Origin of the sequence: Plantactinospora sp. CA-294935 (assembly GCF_050936445.1) — a bacterium.
Taxonomy (GTDB): domain Bacteria; phylum Actinomycetota; class Actinomycetes; order Mycobacteriales; family Micromonosporaceae; genus Plantactinospora.
This window is the reverse complement of the sequence record NZ_JBNJMU010000001.1, coordinates 5148942-5162880: the sequence shown is the minus strand read 5'-3', so window position 1 is coordinate 5162880 and position 13939 is coordinate 5148942. Positions and strand designations below refer to the sequence as shown.

14 protein-coding genes are annotated in these 13939 nt (G+C 72.5%); 7 read left to right on the top strand and 7 right to left on the bottom strand.

Annotated features, from left to right (window positions below):
- Positions 1-357: 357 nt before the first annotated feature.
- From ACQEVC_RS23135 to ACQEVC_RS23105, 7 genes are all read right to left on the bottom strand, one after another.
- Positions 358-1242, bottom strand: a complete 885-nt coding sequence (locus tag ACQEVC_RS23135; protein WP_432880980.1) for a TrmH family RNA methyltransferase — start codon at positions 1240-1242, stop codon at positions 358-360.
- 32 nt (positions 1243-1274) lie between these two features.
- Positions 1275-1667 (bottom strand): 50S ribosomal protein L20, encoded by a 393-nt coding sequence (gene rplT, locus ACQEVC_RS23130; protein WP_101366673.1) that lies wholly within the window; start codon positions 1665-1667, stop codon positions 1275-1277.
- 32 nt (positions 1668-1699) lie between these two features.
- Positions 1700-1894: a 50S ribosomal protein L35 gene (gene rpmI / locus ACQEVC_RS23125; protein WP_318397465.1), complete on the bottom strand. Its 195-nt coding sequence runs from the start codon at positions 1892-1894 to the stop codon at positions 1700-1702.
- 20 nt (positions 1895-1914) lie between these two features.
- Complete coding sequence (gene infC, locus ACQEVC_RS23120) at positions 1915-2535, bottom strand: translation initiation factor IF-3 (RefSeq protein ID WP_318397464.1); 621 nt, start codon at positions 2533-2535, stop codon at positions 1915-1917.
- A gap of 340 nt (positions 2536-2875) precedes the next feature.
- Positions 2876-3403, bottom strand: coding sequence for a PH domain-containing protein (locus ACQEVC_RS23115; RefSeq protein ID WP_432880976.1), 528 nt, complete (start codon positions 3401-3403; stop codon positions 2876-2878).
- 281 nt (positions 3404-3684) lie between these two features.
- Positions 3685-4635, bottom strand: a complete 951-nt coding sequence (locus ACQEVC_RS23110; RefSeq protein ID WP_432880973.1) for a DMT family transporter — start codon at positions 4633-4635, stop codon at positions 3685-3687.
- Positions 4636-4776: 141 nt separating this feature from the next.
- Entirely contained in the window at positions 4777-5286 is a 510-nt protein-coding gene (locus ACQEVC_RS23105; protein WP_432880970.1) for a DUF1707 SHOCT-like domain-containing protein, read from the bottom strand.
- A gap of 201 nt (positions 5287-5487) precedes the next feature.
- On the opposite strand from ACQEVC_RS23105, the gene ACQEVC_RS23100 reads away from it, so the two are divergent.
- The 7 genes from ACQEVC_RS23100 to ACQEVC_RS23070 all read left to right on the top strand — a co-directional run bounded on the left by ACQEVC_RS23100 (position 5488) and on the right by ACQEVC_RS23070 (position 13935).
- A complete protein-coding gene (locus ACQEVC_RS23100; protein ID WP_432880967.1) occupies positions 5488-5901 on the top strand; it encodes a YchJ family protein in 414 nt (137 codons plus the stop codon).
- 206 nt (positions 5902-6107) lie between these two features.
- On the top strand, positions 6108-6608 hold the full coding sequence (locus ACQEVC_RS23095; RefSeq protein WP_432880964.1) for a hypothetical protein: 501 nt from the start codon (positions 6108-6110) through the stop codon (positions 6606-6608).
- A gap of 217 nt (positions 6609-6825) precedes the next feature.
- Positions 6826-9906, top strand: coding sequence for an EAL domain-containing protein (locus ACQEVC_RS23090; protein ID WP_432880962.1), 3081 nt, complete (start codon positions 6826-6828; stop codon positions 9904-9906).
- Positions 9907-10186: 280 nt separating this feature from the next.
- A complete protein-coding gene (locus tag ACQEVC_RS23085; protein WP_432880960.1) occupies positions 10187-11248 on the top strand; it encodes a polysaccharide deacetylase family protein in 1062 nt (353 codons plus the stop codon).
- A gap of 402 nt (positions 11249-11650) precedes the next feature.
- Positions 11651-12100 (top strand): helix-turn-helix domain-containing protein, encoded by a 450-nt coding sequence (locus ACQEVC_RS23080; protein WP_432880957.1) that lies wholly within the window; start codon positions 11651-11653, stop codon positions 12098-12100.
- 51 nt (positions 12101-12151) lie between these two features.
- Entirely contained in the window at positions 12152-12655 is a 504-nt protein-coding gene (locus tag ACQEVC_RS23075) for a hypothetical protein (RefSeq protein ID WP_318397456.1), read from the top strand.
- Between the two features lie 11 nt (positions 12656-12666).
- On the top strand, positions 12667-13935 hold the full coding sequence (locus tag ACQEVC_RS23070) for an MAB_1171c family putative transporter (protein ID WP_432880953.1): 1269 nt from the start codon (positions 12667-12669) through the stop codon (positions 13933-13935).
- Positions 13936-13939: the final 4 nt, after the last annotated feature.

The window sequence follows — 13939 nt, the reverse complement described above, 5'->3', positions numbered from 1 at the left end:
TCGGTGTGCGCCGGAGCACCGGCGACGCCGTGGACAGGTCGGTGAACCTCGGTCAACCTCCCCGTGCGGGTCCATCGTGGCCCCAGGTCAGGTTCGGGGCGCCGGCACCGCGCTGTTCAGGTTGAAGAGGTTCGGTGGGCAGCCCTTCCGGGCGGCTCCGGAGAGTCTACGGACGGGCGGCTGGGCCGCAGCCCGCCGGTGGGGAGGGTGCGCAGGGAGGAGAAGAGTCAGCCCTGCCGCCCGCCGACACCGGCGGGCTGGCTAAACGAGTGGCGTCGCGCATCGCGGACGCGCCACTTCGCGGACTCGGTCATCAGGTCGACAACTCCCTGGTCTGTTCTGCTACCCCGGGGCCCATTATGCGCTCTCCGGCGCGGTGCGGGCGGCCCCGGGCCGCAGTGCTCTGGCCGAAGCGTACAGGCAGACCGCGGCGGCGGCAGCCAGGTTGAGGCTCTCTGCCCGGCCGTGCAGCGGCACGCGTACCCGGGCGTCGGCGGCGTCGGCCAGCTCCGCCGGCAGACCGTGCGCCTCGGAGCCGAACAGCCAGGCGGTGGGCCGGGCCAGGCCGCCGGAGTCGGCGAGGTCGTCCAGGTCGGTCTCGCCGTAGCCGGAGGCGGCCAGCACGGCCAGCCCGGCCGCCCGCAGCTCGGCCACCACGTCGGCCGGTTCGGCAGCCCGGACCACGTCGAGGTGGAAGAGGCTGCCGGCCGACGACCGCACGCACTTGCCGTTGTACGGGTCGACCGCGTCCCCGGCGAAGACCACCGCGCCGGCCCCGGCGGCGTCGGCGGTGCGCAGCACGGTACCGGCGTTGCCGGGGTCACGGATCTCGGCCAACGCGGCGACCAGCCGGGGACGCCGCTCCAGCGCGGTGCCGATCGGCACGTCGAGCCGGGCGCAGACCGCGACGATCCCCTGCGGGGCGACCGTCTCGGTCAGCGCCGCGAGCGCGTCGTCGGTCACCCCGGAGACCGGTACTCCGGCCGTGTCGGCGGTGCCGGCGAGGTCGGCGTACCGGTCGAGCCCGGCCGGGGTGCCGAAGAGCTCGACCACCACGCCCGGCGCGGCCAGCGCCTCCCGGACCGCCTGCGGGCCCTCGGCCAGGAACCGGCCGGTGGCGTCACGTTCCCGGCGCCGGTGCAGCCGCCGGGCCGCGACGATCCTCGGAGTACGCGGAGTGAACAGCGGCTGATCCGGTGCCCGGACATGGTCAAGGCGCCCCACCTGCGGGTTTACCGACATGCGGGACGCCTCGATCGGGTGTCGCGGTGTGGTCAGGCGGCCTGGGCCGACGCGCCACCGGTGCCCTCGGCCGCCACGGCAGCGCGGGCGACCTCGACGATGGCCGCGAAGGCCGTCGGGTCGTTGACGGCGAGGTCGGCCAGGATCTTGCGGTCCACCTCGACGCCGGCCAGCTTCAGACCCTGGATGAGCCGGTTGTAGGTCATCCCGTTGGCGCGGGCTGCCGCGTTGATCCGGGTGATCCAGAGCTGCCGGAAGTCGCCCTTGCGGTCGCGCCGGTCCCGGTAGGCGTACTGCATCGAGTGCAGCACCTGCTCCTTGGCCTTGCGGTAGAGCCGGGACCGCTGGCCGCGGTAGCCGCTGGCGGTCTCCAGCAGCGTACGGCGCTTCTTCTGGGCGTTCACTGACCGCTTGACGCGTGCCATCTCAACTACTCCTTCAGGTCAAGAGGCGCGCGTCAGCGGGCCAGCAACTTCTTGATTCGCTTGACGTCGGCCTTGGCCACCTCGACGGTGCCGGTGAGCCGGCGGGTCCGGGTGGAGGGCTTCTTCTCCAGGTTGTGCCGGAGGCCGGCCTGCTGGGCAACGATCTTGCCCTTGCCGGTCACCTTGACCCGCTTGCCCATCCCGGTGTGGCTCTTCATCTTCGGCATCTTGGTGCGTCTCTCCCCTGTTACTCGCCGGTGGTTCCGGCGGGTCCGGCCGGACCGGGCGCCGCCTCGGCGACCGGCGATGCCTCGGCGGCACCGGCCTCCCGCTCTCGCGGCGAGCCAGCCCGGGCAGCCGTGGCGGCGGCCTTGGTGGCCCGATGCGGAGCCAGGACCATGATCATGTTACGGCCGTCCTGCTTCGGAGCGGCCTCGACGTACCCCAGTTCCGAGATCTCGGATTCGAGTCGGCGCAGGAGCCGGTAACCCAGCTCCGGTCGACTCTGCTCGCGACCGCGGAACATGATCGTCACCTTGACCTTGTCGCCCGCCTTGAGGAACCGCACCACGTGACCCTTCTTGGTCTCGTAGTCATGCGGATCGATCTTCGGACGGAGCTTCATCTCCTTGATGACGGTCTGTTGCTGGTTACGCCTGGCTTCGCGCGCCTTGAGTGCGGACTCGTACTTGTACTTACCGAAGTCCATGAGCTTGCACACCGGCGGGCGCGCCATGGGCGCAACCTCGACCAGGTCCAGGTCGACGTCCGCGGCCAGCTGCAGAGCGCGCTCCAGTGGGACGATGCCCACCTGCTCGCCCTCAGGGCCGACCAGTCGGACCTCACGTGCCCGGATCTGTTCGTTCACGCGTGGCTCGACGCTGATGGGGCCTCCTCGTGGTGATCCTCACCGGCCGCGCGTCAGCGGTGGCCGGTCCTAACGTCTTCGACCCAAAGCAGAAGGCCCCGGCGCATGCCAGGGCCCGCTCGACCGGTCTGCGGCGATCGACGATCGCAACCCGGATCGGCTAAGCCGAACCGGTGACCGGACCCGGCCACCGGATGGGGCGACACGGGTGGGAGCAGGCGCTCCGCTTCTTGACTGCCTGCGGATAAACCCAGACAGTGGTCGACTGGTAAAGACTAGCAGGTCAGCCCGCAGGATGCCAAAACGGGCACGCCGGGGACGGCAGGTCGTCGACGGGCGATCACCGCGCCGTCCGCTGCCCCTGGACGACCTCGGGTTCCAGCTGTGCCGGCTGTGCCGGCTGGGGCTGCTGCTGCGCGGCGTGCAGCGCACGCAGGGCCCGTACGCCGTCCACCGCCAGCTCGCGGTCCACCGCCTGGAGGGCCAGCACCGGCACCAGCTCGTCGTCGTGCAGCTCCAGGCTGGCCCAGGCCGAACTCCGGTCGAAGCGGACCGCCCGGACCACGTCCCAGGGCAGGTCGTAGCCGCGGAAGACGTTGCGCACCCGGACCCCCTGGGCGTCCGCCTCCACCCGGGGCCGGGTGAAGAGCAGCACCACGAAGCCGCCCAGCACGCCCAGCCCGGCCATCGCGAGCTGGTCGCCGCGCTGGAAGGTGGCCGCCCCGGAACCGGTCGAGCCGTGCAGCCCGATGCTCAGCAGCGCGAACATGACCACCAGCGCGGGCGCCAGGATCCAGCAGACCGTCCGGATGCGTCGCGGACGCACGCGTACGGTGCCGGGATCACGGGCGACGGCGGATTCGGTCACGCCGTCCAGTCTGCCATCCGGCGTCCGACCGGATGCCGCCAGCCCGCCCGAGGCGGAGCACGGCGAACGCCTGGAACGCCGGCGGCGCGCGATTACGCGGCGCGGTGCCGGTGGTCAAGCACGGCGAACGCCTGGAACGCCGGCGGCGCGCGATTACGCGGCGCGGTGGCGGTGGTCGAGCACGGCGGGTGGCTCGGCCAGAAAGCGGCTGGCCGCCGCGATCAGGTCGGCCCGGACGGATATGCCCGGCGGGCCGGGAACCGAGCCGGGCCGTGGCCGGCTCAGGTGGCGGCCGGGGCACCCCGGGCCGCCCGGCCGGAGACGAGCACCGCGAGCAGGGTCAGCACCGCCCCGACCAGCACCGCCAGGCTCGCGCCGGGTCCACCCGGCCGCAGGTCGAGCAGCAGCGCACCGCCCAACTGCCCGGCGACCAGGGCCAGGCCGGTGCGGAGCAGTCCCATCGACCGGATGCCGACCAGCAGCGCGACGGTGATCGTCACCCCGAGCGGACCGCCGACGTACAGGTACCACTCGCTCGGCCAGCCGGTGGCGCCGAGCTGGGCCAGGGCGCCGGTCACGGCCGCCACCGGCAGCATCGCCGCGCTGCTCACCGCGAAGTTGACCGCCGTGGCGGCGGCCGGGTCGGCGACCGTGGAGATCCGGCCGTTCAGCGCGCCCTGGACGGCGACCAGCACCCCGCAGACGACGCCGAGCAGCACCAGCCCCACCGCCAGGTCGCCGACCGGCCGGCCGAACTGGGCCAGCGCCACCGCCGCGATCCCGAGCAGCGCACCCGCCACCCGGGACCGGGTCAGTCCCATCCGGCCGGCCGGGGCGAGCCGGGTCCGGTCGACGACGAGCCCGCCACCGCTGTTGCCGGCCACCTGGGCGATGGTGTAGACCGCCACCCCGAGCACCGGCACGATGTACGTCGCCGCGACGATGAAGAACGCCCCGCACAGCCCGCCCAGGTACGTCCACCACGGCAGCCTGGTGCGGCGCAGCACCCCGAGACCGGCGCGCATCGACGGAAGCGCGAGCAGGCCGAGCAGGACCAGGGCCACTCCGCCGGTGTTGTTGACCAGCGCCCCGATGATCGGATGGCCGGTCCGCTCGCCCATCTCGGCGTTGGCCAGGCTCTGCGCCGCCGAACCCACCCCGGCCAGCACGGTCAGCCCGATCGCGGCCCAGCCCGGCAGCGCCTTCACCGGCAGACCCGGCACCCTTCGCACAGCGACACCCCGTCCGAACGCGCCGCCCGGACGGGCCGCCGTTCGACCGGCTCCGCACAGCGCCGGTCCAGCTTCACAGCCGGCGGGTACGGCTGTCAGTGATCGTGACCAGGATCGCTCCGCCCCGGCGGGCGGCACCGCTCAGTCGATGACGAACGCGGAGACGATCATCACCGACGACAGCGCGACGCCGACGACGCCGAGGACCATGCCGATGGTCGCCCTCACCTGGTGCGATCTCCCGCGCCTCGGCCGGCCGAGCAGGATGGCCACCGTCCCGGGCAGCACCCCCGCGCCGAGACAGAGCGAGAGCGGCAGCGACACGATGCCGAGGATCAGCGCGGCGACCCAGGTGTCGCGCTCCTCGCCGCGCTCCGTGCCGGCCTGCCCGAGTTGCCCGGCCTGCCCGGGCCGTCCCACCGACGGCCGCACCAGCGGCGCGGTCGCCGCACCGGCGGGCGGGTGCGGATACCACCGGAACTGCGCCGGCAAATCGGCCAGCGGCCGGGTGAGGTCGGCAACGGTCCTGGCGGCCTGCACGGACACCATCCGTTCCTCGTATTCGGCGAGCTCGAGATAGCCCTCCTCGAGCGCCCGGGAGAGCAGGTCGAGCACCGTGCCGCGCTGGGCGGTGCCGACCCGCTCGTTCATCAACACTTCCACGGGCTCCTCGCTGTTGCCGAGGCGGTCGCCGGAACAGCTCCAAGGTAGCCAGGCTCCGTCAAGCCGAGGACACGATTCGGCCACACGCCCGTGTCACCCGGGCAGCAGTGGCCGATCGTGACCGGGCACATCAGCTCACCCGGACCGGCCGCCCGCGGGGACGGGCGAGCCGGGGACGACAATCGTCGGGTGGCGAAACGCAAGGCCCGCCGGGCGGGCGGCGACGAGTCCGGCCGGCCGTGTCCGTGCGGCTCAGGATCGGGGTACGGGGAGTGCTGCGGCGCCCTGCACCAGGGGCGTACGGTCGCGGCGACCGCCGAGGCGCTGATGCGCTCGCGGTTCAGCGCGTACGCCGTCGACGACCCCGGATACCTGCTCCGGACCTGGCACTCCAGCACCCGCCCGGCCCGGCTGACGCTGGACCCGGCGGACCGGTGGACCCGGCTCGACATCCTCGACACCGACCGGGGTGGGTTGATCGACAGCACCGGCACCGTCGAGTTCCGGGCCCACTACCGGCGGTCGGGCCGGCCGGGGGAGTTGCACGAACGCAGCCGCTTCGGCCGCGAGGACGGCCAGTGGCGCTACCTCGACGCCGGGTAGCCCACCGGGTGGGCAGGGCTCACCCGCTGGCCCGCCGGTCGGTCGTCACCGAGCGCCCGGATCGGCGGACGGGAGCGGGCAGTGTGGACCATCAGGTCGGCCACCCGGGACGCCACCTGCGGGGTCGGGGTCAGCTCCAGCCGGAGCCGCCTCGGGTCGACCCGCCGCACCCCACGGGCGGCGGACGTTCGGTAGCCTGCCTCCGTATGACCGCCGTCGTGATCCGCACACCGCGCGGGACTCCCGGCCGTACCGTCGTCGCCCGTCGCGGCGTCGCGCTCGTCGGACTCGTCGGGCTGGTGGTGCCGGCCTCGGCCTGCGCCGGTGGGGAGACGACCGGCCCGGCGAGCACGCCGCCGGCCAGTTCGGCGACGGCCACCGCGCCGACGCCGAGCCCCACCCCGGCCGCGACGGACGGCTGCCCGGTCGACGCGGCGACCCTGTTCGCCGCGCTCAAGGCCAACAGGAAACTGTTCGCCGCCGTCGACGCGGAGATCAGCGGCGTCCGCGATCCGGCCTGCCACCGGGGATACGCGACCGCGACGACGATCGTCCCGCCGGAGCGGGCCGATCCGGCCTGGGTCGTCTTCGAGTACGACCGGGACGGTGCGACGTGGACGGCGCTCGGCGCCGGCACCGATGCGGTCTGCACGGATCTGGTCCCGTCCGACGTCATTCCCCGGTTGCCGGGCTGCGTCGGCTCCTGATCACCGGCCGCTCGGGGCGAGCGGCGCGGTTCCGCGACCTCTGGCGAATAGATTCGCGCGTATCGACGCGTCCGAACATGATCCGGTAGGCTCCTCGACGGTTATCTGAAATATTTCCGGAAGTTGATCGGAACAACCACCGGAAAGCCACCTTTTCCACCGGACTCGGCCCGGCCTTCGCGACGTACTGCGTCGGCTGGCGCAGGAGGTGATGGCCGTGGTCGATGGCCCCACCATCGGCGTACTCACCATGTCTGTCGGTTGCGACTATTTCGGCAGCATTCTCGGCGGAATCGCGCGTACGACCGCAGCCGCCGGCGGCCGGATGATCGCCATTCAGACGCTCGGCGCCGGCACATTCGACTTCGACCCGCCCGAACCTCCGGACTTTCCGCACCTGGTGGCCTGGGACCACGTCTCCGCGTTCGTGGTCATCCTGAACTCGGCATCGCCGGGATACCTGAACTCGATCCAGCGCGCCGGCAAACCGGTGATCATGATCAGCCACGAGATGCCCGGCGTCTCCTGCCCGGTCGTGCTCCCCGACAACCGCGGCGGAGTACGCGAGGCGGTACTGCACCTGGTCGAACACGGCCATCGGGAGATCGCCTTCGCCGGATACCTGGAACTGCGGGATCTGCGCGAGCGTTACGAGGCCTATCGGGACGCCCTGCTGGAGTGCGGGATAACACCACGTACCGATCTGCATTTCGACACCGGCGACAACCGGGAGAGCGGCGGCGAACGCGCGGGCCGGGCGATGCTGGCCGCCGGGCTCCCGTCGACGGCGGTGGTGGCCGGAAACGACCTCAACGCGATCGGACTGCTCCGCACCTTCCTGGCCGCCGGCGTGCGGGTGCCGGATGAGCAGGCGGTGGTCGGCTTCGACGACATGGAAGGGGTGGTCTACTTCACCCCGAGCCTCTCCACCGTCCGGCAGAGCTTCGAGGACCTGGGCCGGATCGCCGCGGAGCTCGCGTTGCGTGCCACGCGCGGGGAGGAGGTCGAGGCCCGCACCTTCTCGGTGCCCACGTCGTTCCAGCCGCGCGAGTCGTGCGGCTGCCCCGACCCGCTGGCCCCGGTGGCGCTGGCGGCGGAGCCGGACGCCGACCTGTCGACCGCCGACCACCTGGTCGCCCGACTCGTCGCGGCACTGCCGGCACCGGTCGATCCGCTCCGCCGGGCCACCATCGCCCGGGCCGGCGCCCTGGTCGCCGACACCCTCGCCGCGGCCGGCGACGGCGCCGCGGGTCCGGACCTGCTCGACCTCCGCCAGGCCCTGATCGGTTTGCAGACGCTGAGCCAGCGGCATCCGGAGGGCGTGGTCCGGATGATGGACTGGGTGCGGCGGTACGGGCTGGGTCTGGCCCGGCGTGTCGGACGGCAGGACCAGGCCGGTGCCGAACGGGTCCGGGCCGGCACCGAGGAGATCGTGGTCGCGCTGGCGCAGAGCCGGTCCCGGACCCACAAGATCGAGGAGAACGAGTTCCAGACCACCCTCAAGACGCTCTACACGGTCAGCAAGAACCTGCTGCGCAGCCACGAGAAGGACCCCCGGGCACTGGCCTGGATCCAGGACACCAACGCCCGCGGCGGCTGCCTCGGCCTCTGGTCGGGAACCCCGGCCGGCGGCGACACCGCCGAACCGGCGCTGGACCTGGTCACCATGTTCGAACGGGACCGTGGGCCGGTGCCGATGCCGGTCGAGCCGGTGCCGCCCCGGTCGTTCCCGCCGCCCGAACTGGTCGACCTCGCGGACCTGGACGCCGACCAGATGGTCTACGTGGCACCGTTGCGGATCGGCGTCAGCGACTGGGGGATGCTCGCCGTCGTCGGTCCGATCGAGGCCGAGGTGGCCAGTGGCCGGGAGATGATGAACCAGTGGGCGGCCCTGCTGACCATCGCCCTCGACCACGACGCGGTGCTGAAGTCCCTGCGTGAGCAGGAGGACCTGCTGCGGCACGCCGCGCTCTACGATCCGCTGACCGGGCTGGCCAACCGGACCCTGTTCCTGGACCGGCTGCAGGCGGCCGTCGCCGCCCAGACGCGCCACCCGGAGCGGCACTACTCGGTGCTGCTGCTCGACCTCGACGGCTTCAAGCTGGTCAACGACAGCCTGGGACATCTGGCCGGTGACCGGCTGCTGGTCCAGGTCGCCGAGCGGATCCGGGCCAGCGCCCGGGAGGCCGACGTCGCGGCCCGGTTCGGCGGGGACGAGTTCGCCGTACTGCTGCGGCACCGGCCCGGCGGCGAGGACCCGGTCGCGGTGGCGGAACGGATCCGGGGCGCGCTGGACGTGCCGTTCCGGCTCGGCGAAGAGGAGTTCGTCGTCTCGGCCAGCATCGGCATCTCCCGCAGCAGCACCGGCTACCAGCACGCCGAGGACGTGATCCGGGACGCCGACACCGCGATGTACTCGGCCAAGTGGCAGCGCAAGGGCTCGCACGCGGTGTTCGACGTCGCCATGCACGAGCGGGTCGTCGGGCGGCTGCGTACCGAGGCGGAGCTGCGCCGGGCACTGGAGACCGGCGGCTTCGAACTGCGCTACCAGCCGATCGTACGGCTGAACGACGGCCGTACCCGCGCCTTCGAGGCCCTGGTGCGCTGGCGGCATCCCGTACGCGGGCTGGTGCTGCCGGCCGAGTTCCTGCCGATCGCCGAGGAGAGCGGGCTGATGCCGTCGATCGGCCGCTGGGCGCTGACCGAGGCGTGCCGCCAGCTCGGGGTCTGGCGGGCGAGCGGCTCCGCCCCGGACGGGCTGCGGATCAGCGTCAACGTCTCCAACCGGCAGTTCTGGCACACCCGGCTGCTGGAGGACATCGAGGAGAGCCTGCGGGCGGCGGGGCTGGACCCGGCGGCGCTGATCATCGAGATCACCGAGGGCGTCATCGTGCACGACGTCCCGGCGGCGCGGACGAAGCTGGCGGCCCTGCACGAGCTGGGCGTACAGCTACACATCGACGACTTCGGCACCGGCTACTCCTCGTTGCAGGCGCTGCACCACCTGACGATCGACGCATTCAAGATCGATCGGTCCTTCGTAGCGCCGCTGGCGACCGACGGCAAGAGCCGCGAGCTGGTCCGGTCGATCGTGTCGATGGGGCTCAACCTGGGACTGGAGCTGGTGGCGGAGGGGATCGAGACCGCCGCCCAGCGGGACCAGTTGCGTCGCTACGGCTGTCACCACGGCCAGGGCTATCTCTTCGCCGGCCCGGTCACCGGTGCGGAGGCCGAGGCGATCCTCCGCGACGGCGCACCGGCCGGCCTCCCCCGACTGGCGGCCCGGGCCGTCCGCTGACCCCGCCTTCCGCGGTGCGCGCTCCGCGACCTGGTCGGGGTACGCCGGGTCGGCCTGGTCGCCCCGGTGTTGAGCAACCGCTGCGGCTGTCGACGGGTCTGGCCACGGCCGGCGCCGCAGACCGCGCCCGGTCCCCCGCGACGGACGGGCGCCCGCCCGTGCCCGGCGCACCGCCGCTAGACATCGACCATCGCCGTTGAATATATTTCGATCGACGCCCTGAAATATTTCAAGGGCCATCATCACCGGCAGGCCGCCCTGTCCCCACCGAGGAGTTCCCATGCCCCGTCCGCGTTCCCGGCTGAGCGGCCTGTACGCCGCGCTCGCCGCCACCGCCCTGGCCGTCACCGCCGGAGCCGTCGCCGTCACCGCCGCGGCCCCACCGGTCGCCGCCGCGGCCTGCAACGGTTACGTGGCCCTGACCTACGACGACGGCCCCAACACCGGCACCACCAGCGCGCTGCTCAACGCGTTGCGGTCGGCCGGCGCCCGGGCCACCTTCTTCAACGTCGGCCAGCGGGTCCAGCAGAACCCGGCACTGGTCCGCGCCCAGCAGCAGGCCGGGATGTGGATCGGCAACCACAGTTGGACGCACCCACACATGACCCAGCTCAGCACCGCGCAGATGACCTCGGAGATCAGCCAGACCCAGCAGGCCATCCAGCAGGCCACCGGGACCGCGCCGAGGCTCTTCCGGCCGCCGTACGGCGAGACCAACGCCACGCTGCGCTCGGTGCAGGCCCAGTTCGGGCTGACCGAGGTGCTCTGGAGCGTGGACTCCCAGGACTGGAACGGCGCCAGCACGGCCCAGATCGTCCAGGCCGCCAACAACCTCACCGACGGCGGCGTCATCCTGATGCACGACGGCTACCAGACCACCATCAACGCCGTACCGCAGATCGTCGCCAACCTGGCCAACCGCAACCTCTGCCCCGGGATGATCTCCCCGGCCACCGGCCGGGCCGTCGCGCCCGACGGCACCAACCCGCCGACCAACCCGCCAACCAACCCGCCCACGAACCCGCCGACCAACCCGCCGACCCAGGGGCCGGGCGGCTGCACCGCCGCCGTGTCGCTGAACTCCTGGAACGGCGGCTTCGTGGCCACCGTACGGGTCACCGCCGGCTCGTCCGGCACCAACGGCTGGTCGGTACAGGTGACCCTGCCGTCCGGCGCCACGGTCACGAGCTCGTGGAACAGCCAGCGCAGCGGAAGCAGCGGGGCGGTCACGTTCACCAACGTGGGCTTCAACGGCCGGATCGCCCCCGGACAGTCGACCGAGTTCGGCTTCCAGGGCAGCGGCAGCGGTACCGGCATGTCACCGACCTGCACCGCGAGCTGAGTGCCGCACCTTCGCCGTCCGGTGCGGAGGACGAGACGTCCTCCGCACCGGACCCCCGCCGCCGGCGGGCTTGTCCGATCTGGATCTGGCGTCGGGCGACCGGCGGAACCCCTGGCCCGGCCGGGCGCCCGACGCCGACCGTCGGGCTCACGGACCCGCCGCCCCGGCGAGTGGTCCGCAGATGCCGTCAGTACGACGGGCTCCGGTCTCGCGACACGTTCCCGTCTCCCCCGTTGAACGACGGCACCTCCCCGTGCCCGCGCGTCCCGGCATAATGCCTCCGGTCATGCCTGCCCGCGCGTACGCAGCGATGATACGCACACGGCAGGCGATCCCGTCAACATTTGTGGACAGAGCTGTGGCATGCTGTAAACCACTGGAACCAGTCCCGGAGGAGGCCAGATGGCTGAAGAAGCGGACGAGTTCCGCAGCTCGGGGACCCTGGCCGACCGCCTGGACCGGCTCTTCGACCGGATCCGCAAGCCCGACGGCAGCGCGTACAGCCTGCGCGAGGTGGCGGACGCGATCACCGCACAGGGCGAGTCGATCTCGCACACCTACATCGGGCAGCTACGCACCGGCAAGAAGCGCGACCCGAACCTCAGTCACCTCCGGGCGCTGGCGAAGTTCTTCGGCGTACCGGTGGAGTACTTCACCAGCGACCGGCTGGCCGCCGACGTCGACCGGGAACTCGACCTCGCCGCCGCGTTGCAGCAGGTACGCGCCCGCACCGTCGCGCTGCGCAACTCCGTCATCCCGGAGGCACAGTCCGCCATCGATGCCCTCACCGAGTTGCTCGGGGTGATCCGCGTCCTTGAACAGGGCAAGCCGGACGCGGATGATGGCGCGTGAATGCGGATCGCGGTCTGGCGACAGCACGCCGCACAGAGGAACGGTGGGCCCATGACGCTACGGCAGGTACGCCGGCGCTGTGAGCGGATCGCACGCGGCATCCGGGTACCGGACCCGTTCGACCTCGACACGTTCATCAGCGACTTCGGCGCCGACCGGGGACGTCCGGTCCACCTGATCGCGTTCGACCTGCCGCCCGGGGCGCCGTGCGGGCTCTGCGTCTCGACCGACGCCGCCGACTACCTGGTGGTGACCTCCGCCGCGACCGGGGTGCAGCGGGTGCACATCGCCCTGCACGAGCTGGCGCACCTGCTGCTGGAGCACCGGCTGCACCTGGTCGACGAGGTGCAGGGCAGCCGACAACTGTTCCGGCATCTCGACCCGGGGGTGGTACGGGCGATGTTCGCCCGGACCAACTACAGCAGCCAGGAGGAGCAGGAGGCCGAGACCCTCGCCTCGCTGCTCGGGCAGCGCGCCGGGCTGTGGCGCCCGCCGGCCCCGCGTACCCCGAGCGACCCGGTGGTCGAGCGGCTCGGCCAGTCGCTGGAGCACTAGGGTGTTGCCGGATGGACGGTAAGAGCGGCATCTTCCTGTTCTGCGCGGCGGTCGCGTGGATCGCGGTCGGCTACAAGGTGGCGGCACTCGCCCGCAACCCCCGCAACCTGAACCTGTGGGTGCTGACCCTCTGCATCGCCCTGCCGGCGGCCGGGTTCACCATGGCCGTCCCGGCCGTCTACACGGCGGTGAACCGCTTCTTCGGAGTACCGAACCTCGCCTCGCTGCTGGTCTACGGCTGCATCGTCGGATACAGCATCACCGCGCTGGTCATGCTGATGCTCTGGCACATGCCGGCGGCCGAGGCGCTACCCCGGGCCCGGGTGCTGGCGGTCTTCTACGGCCTGGTGCTGGTCGCCATGGCGGTGCTCTTCGCCAACAGCGGCGCCACCGTCGAGGCGCCGAGCGACTTCGACGACGTCTACGGCCCCCGCCCGGTCGGCGGCACGTTCCTGCTGGTCTACGTCTCCGCGTTCGCCTTCGGGCTCGGCGTCGCCGCCTGGCGCAGCCTCCAGTTCGCCAGCCGGGTCGCCCGGAGCGACGGGCGCCCGTGGCTGCGCCGGGGCCTGCGACTGGTCGCGGCCGGCTCGATCGTCGCGCTCGGCTACTGCCTCGGCAAGGGCGGGTACGTCGTCGCCGCCTGGTTCGGCACGACGCTGCCGGCCCTGAGCGACCTCGGTACGCTCTGCGCCTGCGTCGGGGCACTCGTGATCACGATCGGCTTCACCATCCCGTCCTGGGGGCCGAACCTCTCCGCCGCGGCGGACAGGCTGGGACGGGCCCGCACCTATCTCCGGCTCTACCCGCTGTGGCACGCCATGTACCAGGTGATGCCGGAGATCGCCCTGGACCCGCCCGCGTCCCGCCGGGCCGACCTGCGGATGCTGCGCGACCTCGACTTCGCGCTCTACCGACGGGTCATCGAGATCCGCGACGGCCGGCTCGCGCTCGCGGCATATCTGGCACCGACCGACGGGACTCCTCCACCGGACGGTCACGGCCCCGACGCTCCCGGCGGCAGGACGGCCGCCGCGACCCGGGAGGCGATCCGGATCCGGGACGCGCTCGCCCGGCTGCGGGCGGCGAGCCCGGAAAGGCTGGCGGCGGATCCGAGCGCCCCGACTGCCCGGGGAACCCGTGCCGCGCCGCCGGCACAGCCCGACGACGACGGCGACCTCGCCGCCGACCTGGAGTTCCTCGGCCAGGTCTCGTCGGCACTGCGCCGGCTGCCACCGGCGACGACCGCAGCCGCCTCGCCCGGTGCGCCGGTGCGGAGCTGACCGA

What these genes read in the sequence shown, in the direction of transcription:
- rplT (WP_101366673.1), bottom strand. Translation starts at nt 1,667, where the DNA reads ATGGCACGCGTCAAGCGGTCAGTGAACGCCCAGAAGAAGCGCCGTACG.
- ACQEVC_RS23135 (WP_432880980.1), bottom strand. Translation starts at nt 1,242, where the DNA reads ATGTCGGTAAACCCGCAGGTGGGGCGCCTTGACCATGTCCGGGCACCG.
- ACQEVC_RS23075 (WP_318397456.1), top strand. Translation starts at nt 12,152, where the DNA reads ATGACGCTACGGCAGGTACGCCGGCGCTGTGAGCGGATCGCACGCGGC.
- rpmI (WP_318397465.1), bottom strand. Translation starts at nt 1,894, where the DNA reads ATGCCGAAGATGAAGAGCCACACCGGGATGGGCAAGCGGGTCAAGGTG.
- ACQEVC_RS23095 (WP_432880964.1), top strand. Translation starts at nt 6,108, where the DNA reads ATGACCGCCGTCGTGATCCGCACACCGCGCGGGACTCCCGGCCGTACC.
- ACQEVC_RS23085 (WP_432880960.1), top strand. Translation starts at nt 10,187, where the DNA reads ATGCCCCGTCCGCGTTCCCGGCTGAGCGGCCTGTACGCCGCGCTCGCC.
- ACQEVC_RS23105 (WP_432880970.1), bottom strand. Translation starts at nt 5,286, where the DNA reads ATGAACGAGCGGGTCGGCACCGCCCAGCGCGGCACGGTGCTCGACCTG.
- ACQEVC_RS23070 (WP_432880953.1), top strand. Translation starts at nt 12,667, where the DNA reads ATGGACGGTAAGAGCGGCATCTTCCTGTTCTGCGCGGCGGTCGCGTGG.
- ACQEVC_RS23080 (WP_432880957.1), top strand. Translation starts at nt 11,651, where the DNA reads ATGGCTGAAGAAGCGGACGAGTTCCGCAGCTCGGGGACCCTGGCCGAC.